The 11,923-nt window shown below is 73.1% G+C and carries 4 protein-coding genes; 2 read left to right on the plus strand and 2 right to left on the minus strand.

All coding sequences use genetic code 11. The annotated features are described in order from the left end of the window. Nucleotides 1-2,483 (minus strand): non-ribosomal peptide synthetase (locus ACWGIG_RS30245; RefSeq protein ID WP_453324872.1); only part of this gene is annotated, 2,483 nt, incomplete at its 3' end. Next, the gene (locus ACWGIG_RS30250; RefSeq protein ID WP_453324873.1) at nucleotides 2,480-8,968 is read right to left on the minus strand and encodes an amino acid adenylation domain-containing protein; all 6,489 of its coding nucleotides are present in this window, start codon (nucleotides 8,966-8,968) and stop codon (nucleotides 2,480-2,482) included. The genes ACWGIG_RS30250 and ACWGIG_RS30245, both read right to left, overlap by 4 nt. A gap of 383 nt (nucleotides 8,969-9,351) precedes the next feature. Here ACWGIG_RS30250 and ACWGIG_RS30255 point away from each other — a divergent pair, with 383 nt between their 5' ends. Both ACWGIG_RS30255 and ACWGIG_RS30260 read left to right on the plus strand, forming a co-directional pair. Further along, nucleotides 9,352-10,284, plus strand: coding sequence for a TauD/TfdA family dioxygenase (locus ACWGIG_RS30255; RefSeq protein ID WP_453324874.1), 933 nt, complete (start codon nucleotides 9,352-9,354; stop codon nucleotides 10,282-10,284). A 157-nt stretch (nucleotides 10,285-10,441) separates the two neighbouring features. After that, on the plus strand, nucleotides 10,442-11,923 hold a 1,482-nt coding region (locus ACWGIG_RS30260; RefSeq protein WP_453324875.1), incomplete at its 3' end, for a condensation domain-containing protein.

The following is an 11,923-nucleotide window of genomic DNA, read 5'->3' on the forward strand; positions in this document are numbered from 1 at the left end:
GCATACCCCCGAGCCACCCCCGCACCACCGATATAAATCTCCCCCACCACACCCACCGGCACCGGCCGCAAAAACCCGTCCAGCACATACACCCGGGTGTTGTCGGCGGGGCCTCCGAGTGAGGGCCCGGCAGACCCGTCGGCGTGGCAGAACATCGCGTCGACCGTGCATTCGGCAGGGCCGTAGAGGTTGTAGAGGGACAGCCCGGGGACGTCTCGCAGCTCGGCCCACAGGTCGTCGCCGACCTCCTCGCCGCCGAGCGCGAGGGTCCCCACGCGGTGCCGCTCCCCCGCGAACATGCCCGCGTCCAGCAACTGCCGGGCGACGGACGGAGTGGTGTCGAGCACGTCGACGGCCGTGTCGGCCACGTAATCGACGAGGGCCAGGGCGTCCTTGCGCACGGTGTCGTCGACGATGCGCAGTTCGTGCCCTGCGACCATCCACAGCAGCTGGCTCCAGGACGCGTCGAAGCCCAGCGAGTTGGTGAGTGCGGCGCTCAGCCGGCGCCCGCCCGCCCGGGCCCGCTCGGGCTCGAAGAAGTTCGCCCGGTGGCTGTGGAACATGTTGACCAGGTTGCGGTGCTCGACGGCGACGCCCTTGGGGCGGCCGGTGGAGCCCGAGGTGTAGATGACGTACGCGAGGTCGGCGGGGCGCAGCGCCCCGGTCCGGTCGGCGTCGGTGAGGTCCGACGCGTCGGCAGGCGGTTCGGCCGTGTCCATGAGCAGTGCCGGTACGCCGTCCGGCAGGATGTGCGCGGTCGGTCCTGCGGCCAGGACGAGTACCGGCCGGGCCTCCGCGCAGATCGCGGCGACGCGCTCGGCGGGATTCCCGGCGTCGACCGGGAGGTATCCGGCGCCCGACTTGAGCACCGCGAGGATCGCGGTGACCGCGTCGGTGGTGCGGGGCAGGGCGACGGCGACGAGCCGGCCGGGGCCCGCTCCGTGCGCGCGCAGCAGCCGGGCGAGCCGGTTGGCCTCGGCGTTGAGGGCGCCGAAGGTCAGGCTGGTGGTGGCGTCGGCCACGGCTGTCGCGTCGGGAGTGGCACGGACCTGCTCCTCGAACAGGTCCGGCAGGGTCCGCGGTGCGTGCGCGACGGTGCGGCCACGGGACGTACCCAGCAGGTCGCCCGACTCGTCGGCGCCCCACACGGGCAACTGCGCGGCGGGCAGTTCGGGGCGGGCGGCCATGTCCTCCAGGAGGGCGCACAGCCGGGTGAGGATTCCGGTGGCGACCTGCTCGGTGTACGCGTCCTCGCGGTAGTTGAGCTCGAAGCGCAGGCCCTCGCCCGGGTAGACGGCCAGGCTCAGCGGATAGTGGGTGCCTTCCGGGGTGTCCTCGACGGCGTCCCGCAGGATGCCGATGGTGAGGCCCGCCACCGAAGCGCCCTGCACGGCCTGCTCGACGGGGAAGTTCTCGAACGCGACGGTGGTGTCGAAGAGTTCGGAGGTGCCGACCGCACGGTGGATGTCCGCGAGGCCCAGGTAGTGGTGGCCGGACAGGGCCGTCTGCTCCTCCTGGATGCGGGACAGCAGGCGGGCCACGGGCTCCGCAGGGTCGACGCGGACCCGGGCGGGCACGGTGTTGATCATCAGGCCGACCATGCGGTCGCTGCCGGGGAGCTCCGGCGGGCGGCCGGCGACGGTGTTGCCGTAGACGACGTCCTGACGGCCCGTCAAGGAGGTGAGCATCAGCGCCCAGGCACCCTGCACCAGGGTGTTGACGGTGAGTTCGCGGGCGCGGGCGACCTCCGCGATCCGGGCGGTGGCCGCTTCCGCCAGCTGTACGACGACGCGCCGCTGACCGCGGTCCGATGCGCCGGTGCCGCTTCCGCCGGCCACCAGCGTCGGGCCGTCGGTGTCGGACAGCGCGGCGCGCCACGCCCGTTCGGCCTCGTCGCGGTCCTGCTGGGAGAGCCAGCCCAGGTAGTCGGCGAACGGCACCACGGGTGCCAGGTTCGCGCTGCTCCCGCCGTCCCGGTAGAGGTGGAACAGGTCGCTGAGCACCAGCGGGACCGACCAGCCGTCGAGCAGGATGTGGTGGTGGGTGACGACCAGTACGTGCCGCTCGGCCGCCAGCCGGACCAGGGTGAACCGCAGGAGCGGCGGCCTCACCATGTCGAAGCGGCGGGCCCGGTCCTCGGTCAGCAGCCGCGCCAGCCGCGCCCGGCGCTCGTCGGCGCCGAAGCCGGAGAAGTCGACTTCTTCCCAGTGGGGTTCCACCGTCCGGGCGACCGCCTGGACGGCCTCGCCCGATCGGCGTCTGAGGAAGCCGGCGCGCAGGCTTGCGTGCCGGTCCAGCAGCGCGGCGGCGGATGCGCGCAGCACCTCGGTGTCGAGGGCGCCGACGAGTTCCAGGGGCGTCTGCACGTTGTAGAAGTCAACGTCCTCGCCCTCGGCTCGGCCGCCGTCGAACTGGGCATGGAACAGCATGCCCTGCTGGAGCGGAGTGAGCGGCAGGACCGCTTCCAGGGACGTCTGCTTCACGATGTCTTCTCCCACTGGGCTTCGAGCTCGTCGAATTCGTCGGCGTCGATCCGCACCAGTTCTTCGGTGCGGGAGGTTTCGGTGCCGGGGTCAATGTCCTGGGCGACGGTGGCGAGGCGGGCGATGGTCTTGTGGACGAACACGTCCTTCGCGGTCAGCGACAACCCCGCCCGATGCGCCCGCGCCGCCAACCGCATCGAAGTGATCGAGTCCCCGCCCAACTCGAAGAAACTGTCGTCCACCCCCACCCGCTCGCGCCCCAACACCTCCGCGAACACCTCGTGCAGCACCCGCTCACGCGCCGAACCAGGCGCCCGGTACTCACCGCCCGCATCGAACGAAGGAACCGGCAGAGCCCGCCGGTCCACCTTCCCGTTCGGCGTCAACGCGAAGGACTCGACCACCACCACACACACCGGAACCATGTACTCCGGCAACACCCGGGCCACCCGCTCCCGCACAGCCGCACCGTCCACCACCACACCGGCCGCGCCCCGCACGTAACCCACCACGTGCGTCACCCCGGCCCCGTCGACCGGAACCCCCACCACCGCCTGCACCACCGACGGATCAGCAGCCAGCACCGCCTCGATCTCCCCCAGCTCGATCCGGTGCCCCCGCACCTTCACCTGGAAATCAGACCGACCGCAGTACTCCACCACCCCACCCGCACCCCAACGCCCCAGATCCCCCGTCCGGTACATCCGCGCACCCGGCTCACCCCACACATCCGCAACAAACCGCTCACCCGTCAGCCCAGGACGACCCGCATACCCCCGAGCCACCCCCGCACCACCGATATAAATCTCCCCCACCACACCCACCGGCACCGGCCGCAAAAACCCGTCCAGCACATACACCCGCAGGTGGGAGAGGGGTGTGCCGACCGGTACGGCGGCCGGGTTCCCCGCTGCCGCTGCACGGCCGGTGGTGGTGTAGACCGAGACCTCGGTGGGCCCGTACTGGTTGTGCAGCTCCGCTCCGACCACGGCGTGGAAACGGTCGGCCAGCGCTCCCGTCAACTGCTCGCCGCCCACGAACACCCGAGTGAGGCTGGAGCAGCGGTCACTGCCCGGTTCGCGCAGGAAGACCTCAAGCGTCGAAGGTACGAACTGAGCGACGGTGACCCGTTCTTCGCGGATCAGCTCCGGCAGGTAGCCGGGGGCGACCTCGCCCTCGGGCCGGGCCACGACCACGGCGGCCCCCTGGTGCAGCGGCCAGAAGATCTCCCACACCGACGGGTCGAAGCTGAGCGAGGTGCGCTGCAGCACCCGGTCGCCCGCGCCGAGCGGGTGGCGTTCCTGCATGCCGGCCAGGTAGTTGGTGACGCCCGCGTGCGTCACCACGATGCCCTTGGGGCGGCCCGTCGAGCCCGAGGTGAACACCACGTACGCCGGGTGGGCGGGCAGCAGCCCCGGGTCCGGCACGGGGCCGGCGCTCTCCCGGTCGAGGGCGGCCAGGAAGGCGTCGTCGACCACGAGGACGGGCCGGGTCTGCTCCAGCATGTGCTGGATCCGTTGGTCCGGGTAGTCCGGGTCGAGCGGCAGGTAGGCGGCGCCCGCCAGGTGGATCGCGTGCAGGACGACGATCAGCTCGACGGACCGGGCCAGCCGGACCGCGACGACCTGTCCCGGGCGCGCGCCCTCGGCGGCCAGGGCGCCGGCGAGCCGGCCGGCCCGCTCGGCGAGTTCCGCGTAGCTGATCCGCTCGCCGTCGCAGACGACCGCGACGGCGTCCGGGGTACGTCGGGCCTGTGCGGCGAAGAGGGCGGGAAGCGTGGTGGCCGGGGCACCGGCCGCGGTGTCGTCGGCGCCGTGCGCAGGGGCCTGCCGCTCGGCGTCGGTGAGCAGTGCCGTCCGGCCGACCAGAGCGTCGGGAGCGGTGGCGAAGGCTTCCAGGGCCAGGCGCAGCCGGGCGGCGCAGGCCTCGGCCTCGGCCGTCTCGAACAGGTCGCCCCGGTAGGTGAGTTCGAGCCGCAGCCGCTCTCCCGGCACCACGGACAGGCTGAGCGGGTAGTGCGTGCCGCCGGTGGGGTCGGACTCCTCGACGGTGATGCGCAGTCCTCGTGCCTGCTTGAGGATCTCCTCGCGGTCGATGGGTGCGTTCCCGAAGACGACGGAGGTGTCGAACAGCTCGCCGTGTCCCGCGAGCCGGTGCAACTCCGGCAGGGCGAGGTGGTGGTGGCCGGCGAGCGCGGTCTGCTCGTCCTGGACCCGGGCGAGCAGCGCGGCCAGTGACTCGCCGGGTGCGAGGCGGATCCGGACCGGGATGGTGTTCATCAGCAGGCCGACGATCTCGTCCACACCTGCGAGGTGCGGCGGACGGCCGGAGACGGTACCGCCGAAGACGACGTCGTCACGGCCGGTGAGGGTGTGCAGGAGCAGGGCCCACGCGCCCTGGACCACGGTGTTGAGGGTCAGGCCGCGGGCGCGGGCGTTGCTCTCCACGGCGGCGGTGAGCTCCGCGGGCAGCTCGGTGACCAGGAGGCCGGGGAGGGTGCCGTCGGGCTCCGGGCGTCCGGGAGCCACCAGGGTGGGCCCGTCGAGGCCGGCGAGCGCCCCCCGCCAGGCCTGTTCGGCAGCGGTCCGGTCCTGGCCCGCGGCCCAGGCGAGATAGGCACGCAGCGGTACCGGCGCGGGCAGTTCCGCCTCCTCGCCGTGCAGGAGCGCGAGCAGGTCGCGCAGGATCAGCGGCACCGACCAGCCGTCGAAGAGGATGTGGTGGCTCGACAGGGCGACCAGGTGGTGCGCGTCCGCCAGCCGGATCAGGCTGAAGCGCAGCAGCGGCGGCGCGGACATGTCGAACCGGGTCCTTTTGTCCCGGGCCAGCAGGTCGGCCAGGCGGGCGTCCCGCTCGTCGGAGGGCAGTCCGCGCAGGTCGTGCTCGTGCACGGGCAGCTCGACGTGCCGGGCGACGAGTTGCAGCGGCTCGCCCTGCGCCGACTGCGTGTATCCGGCCCGCAGGGCGGTGTGCCGCTCCACCACGGCCCGGCAGGCGCGCCGGAAGGCTTCGGTGGTCAGCGGGCCGGAGAGGCCGAAGACCTTCTGCACGTTGTACGCGTCGGATCCCTCCGCGAACCCGGCGTGGAAGAGCATCCCCTGCTGGAGCGGGCCGAGCGGCAGTACGTCCGCCAGCGGGCCCTCGCCCGTCGTGTCGAGGTGCTGCCACGCCTGCTCAAGACGGGCCCGCTCACCGTCCTCCAGCGACACCAACTCGACGTCTTCCCATACTGGTTGGACGAGCTCCGCGCGGGGTTCGGCGGCGTGGGCGGCCAGCTCCGCCACCGTCCGGTGCGCGAACACCGCCTGCGGGGTGAGCGGGATGCCGGCCCGGGTGGCCCGCGAGGCGAGCTGGACCGCGACGATGGAGTCCCCGCCCAGCTCGAAGAAGCTGTCGTCGATGCTCACGCCACTCGCGCCGAGCACGTCGCCGAACAGCGCGCAGAGCGTGCTCTCCCGCTCGTCGCGCGGGGCGCGGCCGTCGGCGGTGCCGGTGTACTCGGGGCTCGGCAGCGCGCGCTGGTCCAGCTTGCCGCTCGGGGTCAGCGGCAGGTCGGGCAGGAACACCACGGCGGCCGGGACCATGTACGGGGGCAGCGCACGGCCGACGGCATCGCGCAGGTCGGTCGCGTCGAGCGGCCCTGCGCCTGCCGCCGGGACCACGTACGCCACCAGTTGGCGGACGCCGGGGCGGTCCTCGCGGGCGACGACGCTCACCCGGCCGACGCCGGGCTCCCGGGCGATGACGCTCTCGATCTCGCCGAGCTCGATGCGGAAGCCGCGGACCTTGACCTGCCGGTCGCTGCGGCCGAGGTAGGTCAGTTCCCCGTCGTCGCCCCAGCGGGCCAGGTCACCCGTGCGGTACATGCGGGTGCCGGCCGGTCCGTAGGGATCGGCGACGAACCGGTCGGCGGTGAGCCGGGGGCTGTTCAGGTAGCCGCGGGCGAGCCCGTCGCCGCTCAGGTACACCTCGCCCGCCGCGCCGGGCGGAACCGGCCGCAGGGCGGTGTCGAGTACCCGGACGCGGGTGCCGGGGACGGTACGCCCCATGGGCGGGACGGTCCGGCCGGACAGCGGCGGGGTCTGGGTGGCGATGACCGTGGACTCGGTGGGCCCGTAGGCGTTGACCATGCGCCGCCCCGGGGACCAGCGGGCGACCAGCTCCGGTGCGCACGCCTCGGCGCCGACGACGAGCGTGACGCCCTCGGGCAGCCCGTCCGGCTCCATGGCTGCCAGGGCGGACGGTGCCATCAGCAGGCAGTTGACGCCCAGTTCGCGTACGAGAGAGGCCAACTGCGGCCCCGGGGTGAGGAGTTCCGCCGGTGCGACGACGGCGGCGGCGCCGGTCAGCAGCGCGGTGCACAGCTCCCACACCGAGGCGTCGAATCCCTGTGACGCGAACTGCAGCACCCGGGTGCCGGGGGCGACGCCCAGGAGCGTCTTCTGGTGGGCGAGGAGACCGGCCAGGCCGGTGTGCGGGACGACGACGCCCTTGGGCCTGCCGGTCGAACCCGAGGTGTAGATGACGTACGCCGGGTGGGCGGGCCGCAGCGGCGAACGGCGTTCGGCATCGGTGAGATCGGCGTCCGCGGGATCGATGTCCGCACGACCGGTGCCCGCGGTGTCCGCGGTGTCCGCGCGACCGGTGTCCGCACGACCGGCCTCCGCACGACCGGTGTCCGGCAGCCCCGGTACGGGCGGCCGGGCGGCGGGGTCGTCGGCGTCGTCCAGGTACAGCCGCGCCACGTCGGGGGCGACGGCGGGGTCGTCGGCCGCGCGCGTGGTCAGCAACAGCACCGGCGCCGTGTCGTCGAGCATGGTGGCGACCCGCGCGCGCTGGTGGGCGAGGTCGATGGGCAGGTGGGCCGCGCCGGACTTCAGCACACCGACGACGGCCGTCAGGGCGGCGAGGCCGCGCGGCAGGGCGACGGCCACCACGCTTTCGGGCCCGGCCCCGCGTGCCACCAGCGTCCGGGCCAGCCGGTTGGCGCGGGCGTTGAGCTCGGCGTAGTCCACGGTGCCCGCGGCGGAGATCACCGCGGGACTGTGCGGGGTGCGGCGGACCTGCTCCTCGAACAGCTCGGGGAACGTGCGCACGGACACCGGAGCGGCAGGCCCCGGAAGTGGTCCTGCGGCGAGCACCCGCGCACGCTCGGCCGCCGTCAGGACATCGGCCCGGGCCAGCGCCCGGTCGGCGGGTGCGGCGAGGAAGCGGGCCAGGAAGTCGATGAAGCGGTGCTGGTGCGCGGCGAGTTCGTCGGCGGTGTACCGGCCGGGGTTGGCCTCGAACTCGATCCGCAGGCCCTGGCCGTCCGGCCCCGGGTGGCAGGTGATGTTGAGGTCGTGGACCGCTCCGCCCGACAGGGCGGTCAGCGTGGCCTCACGGCCGGCGAAGTTGCTCTCGGAGCCGGCCGGCATGATGTTGACCAGCACGCCGAAGAGCTGCTCGTTCGAGCCGAGCATCCGCAGGTCGCGCCGCAGGTCGTCGTAGGGGTGGCGCTGGTGCGTGAGGAGCTTCCCGAGCCGCTGCCCCACCTGCCGGACCAGCTCGGTGCGGCCCGCCCCGGGATCGACGGAGAGCCGCAGCGGAAGCGTGTTGGAGAGCATGCCCGGTACGTTCTCGGACCGGGCGCCGAGCCGTGCGGTGACGGGCACGCCGATGGCGAGGTCGTCGGCCCCCGTCATGCCGTGCAGATAGGCGGCGACCGCCGTCAGCATCACCACGCTCCACGAGGTGCGGGCTTCCCGTGCGGCGGTGCGCAGCGCCTGCTGTTCGGCGTCGGGCAGTTCACTGGTCGCGGCCAGGGCGGCGGCCGAGGCGTCGGTCGGTACGCCGGGGGCCAGGCTGACCGTCTCGGGCCGGTCCTCGAACAGGCCGGTCCAGTACTCCTTGTCCGCCGTGTAGTCCGCGGACGCCCGGTAATCGGCCTCGTCCGCGAGGAGGTCGGTGAGCGGGCCGAGCGGCCGGCCGGATATCTCCTGGCCCGCGGTCAGCTTCTCGTACACCTCGGCGATGCGCCGGGAGTGGCGCACCGAGCCGTAGCCGTCGGACAGGATGTGGTGGCTGCGCTGGTACCAGAGGTAGTGGTCCTCCCCGACGCGCATCAGCACGTGCACCGACAGGACGTCGGTGAACAGGTCGTACGCGCGGCGGCTGTCGCGCTCCATCAGCTCACGGGCCGCGCCGAACGGATCGGGCTCACCGCTGAGGTCCAGCTCCCGCCAGGAAGAGCAGCCCGGGGCGACGGGGCGCTGGCGGGGACCGTCCGGCAGCTCGACGAACTCCACGTCGAAGGTTCCGCTCTCGCCCTCCGCCCGGCGGACCGCACGCGCGAGCAGGTGGCCCTCCACCGGCCCGCGGATCTCCATGACGACGACCGTGTTGTAGGCGGGATTGCCGGGGTCGAGCTGCTGGGCGTAGAAGACCCCGCGCTGGGCGACCGTGAGCGGGAGGAGCCCGCTGCCCGCGGTGTGCTGGGGGGTCACTACGTCACGTGAAGTCATTCGGAGTGTCAACCGCTCTCTCGTGAACCGCTCTCTGGTGCGCTCCGGGTGGCCGGGGGCGGCCGATGCGCCACGATGCTGCACCTCCCGCTCAGCCACCCACCAGGCAACCGACCGGCAATCGGAAGCCTCGGGGAACAGTGGCCGTGGCCCCGAGTGTGCGTGCCGGGACCGCCCCCCTCCAGGAACCGGCAGGGCAATTGAGCGGCAGCCCGGTTGCCGGTCCATATGCCTGGTCCTGCTCCGGGTGCCCCTCCACGATGGGCGGGCAGCCGCTGACGCACGGCATGACCGGTCCCGGCCGTACGGGGCTTCGTCGGGAGGCGCACCGGTTCTGCCGCCCAGTTTCCAGGGAGTTGTGAGAGTTGAACGATCTGACCGGCATCAGCGTGTTCGAGGCACACGGCGAGAGCCTGACGTCCTTCACCCACGGGCACGCCCGGATGATCGACGAGGCCGTCGCCGAGAACGGTGCTGCGCTGGTCCGGGGCGCCCGGGCCGAGGGCACCGAGGACTTCGAACGGGCCCTGAAGCAGCTCGGCTTCGCACCGCTGGCGTACACGGAGCGGTCCACGCCCCGCAGCCAGGTGGGCGACGGGGTGTTCACCTCGACCGAGTACCCGGCGCGCGAGATCATCCCGCAGCACTGCGAGTCCTCGTACGCCGGTGCCTGGCCCGCCCGCCTCGCGTTCTTCTCCGCGATCCCGGCCCTGACCGGCGGCGCGACCCCCGTCACGGACGTCACGAGGGTGCTCGACGACATCCCGGCCGAAGTGGTCGAGGCCGTGGAGCGGCGCGGTCTGCGCTACGTGCGCAACTACGGCAGCGGTGTCGGCATGGACTGGCGCGAAGCCTTCCAGACCGACAGCCGGGCCGAGGTGGACCGCTTCTGCGCCGAGGGCGGTCTGGAGCGGGAGTGGCTGGCGGACGACTGTCTGCGCACCCTGCGCCGGGCGCCGGCCCTGGCGACGCACCCCCGCACCGGGCGGCGCCTGTGGTTCAACCACCTGGTGCTGTTCCACCAGTCCTCGCTCGCCCCGGAGGTCCGTGAGGCGCTGGTGGCGGTGCTGGGGGAGGACGCTCTGCCCCACGACGTCCTGTTCGGCGACGGGGAGCCGATCCCCGACGAGACGGTGGCCGCCGTCCGGTCGGCGTTCGAGCGGCGCCAGCAGCGCTTCGACTGGGAGCTCCACGACCTCCTGGTGATCGACAACATGCGCTGGTCGCACGGCCGGGAGGCGTTCACCGGCGAACGCCGGGTCCTGGTCTCGATGACGGACCTGCTCACCCGGAGCTGAACCGGGCGTTCCGGCGTCCTCCCCGCCGTCGCCTGCCGTGCGACGGCGTCCTGGCGCCGTCCGCGCCGTCTTCCCCTCCCCCGGCGGGCCGACCCGTCGTCCCCCTCCCTGCGCGCTCACGCGCAGCCCACCTCGTCCGCCCCCTGGGGAGCCATCTGTGAACGAAGTGACAGAGTCGCCGATCGAGTCCGCCCTGCCCCTCACGCCGATGCAGCAGGGCATGCTCTTCCACGCGCTGTACGACACCGACGCGGTGGACGTCTACACCATCCAGGCCGCCTTCGAGCTGCACGGCGACGTCTCCCCCGCACGGCTGCGCGCCGCCTGCGCCGCGACGCTCGCCCGCCACCCGGTGCTGCGGACGGGCTTTCGCCTGCGTGCGAACGGGCAGCCGGTGCAGCTCGTCCGGCGGACGGTGACGACGCCCTGGGCGGAGCACGACCTGGCGGTGGAGCCCGAGGAGAACCGGCGTGCGCGGCTGCTGGCCCTCCTGGAGGAGGACCGGTTGCGGCGCTTCGACACGGCCGCGCCCCCGCTGATGCGGTTCACCCTGGTCCGGCTGGCCGACGAGCGGCACGTCCTGGTACTGACGTACCATCACATTCTGTTGGACGGCTGGTCGTTGCCCCTCGTACTCAAAGACCTGTGCATGCTGTACGGGCACCCCGGGCTCTCCTTGCAGGACGCCGCCGCCCCGCCCGCGGGCCTCGAACCGACAGCCCCGTTCGGCGACTTCCTGCGCTGGCACGGCCGGCAGGACCGTACGGCGGCGCACGAGGCGTGGCAGAAGGCGCTGCACGGTCTTGAGGAGCCCACTCTCGTGGCTCCCGGCGCCGCGTCGACGGGCGCCGCCGCGATGCCGGCGATGCTCCCGCTGACCCTGTCCGAAGAGGCCACCGAGGCGCTCACGGCCACCGCCAGGGAGCACGACCTCACGCTCAACACGGTGGTGCAGGGCGCGTGGGCGTTGCTGCTGTCACTGCTGACCGGGCGCGACGACGTCGTCTTCGGCCAGACCGTGCACGGGCGCCCCGTGGACCTCGCGGGCGCCGACTCCATGGTGGGCCTGCTGATGAACGCGGTGCCGGTCCGCGTGCGCCTGGACCCCCGGGAGTCGCTGGCCGAGCTGTTCACCCGGGTGCAGGACGAGCAGCTCGCGCTGGGGCCCCACCAGTACGTGGGCCTGGACGAGGTGCAGCGCCTGGCCGGGCTCGGCACCCTCTACGACACCTCGACGGGCTTCGGCAACGCGCCCTTCGACTGGGCGTCCGTCCAGGAGATCGCGCCCGGTCTGCGCCTGGCACCGCTGCCGGAGGAGACCGACGCGGCCGAGCAGCAGATCAGCGGCTCGACCCACTACCCGCTGAGCGTCGTCGCCGTGCCCGGAGCACGTCTGCGGCTCGAACTCAACCACCGCACCGACCTGTTCGACGATCGGCGCATGGAGCTGGTCTCCTCCCGGCTGCGCCTGCTGCTGGACACCTTCACCCACGCGGCCTCGACTCCCGTGGCCGCCGTCCCGCTCCTGACCGAGCAGGAGAGGCAGCTGGTGCTCGGCGCCTGGGGCCGTCGCCCCGACGGCGAGCGGGCGGCCGGCCGCCGGGCCGGGACGCTCGTCGAGCGGTTCGAGGAACAGGCC

This window comes from Streptomyces sp. NPDC054863 (assembly GCF_053610825.1).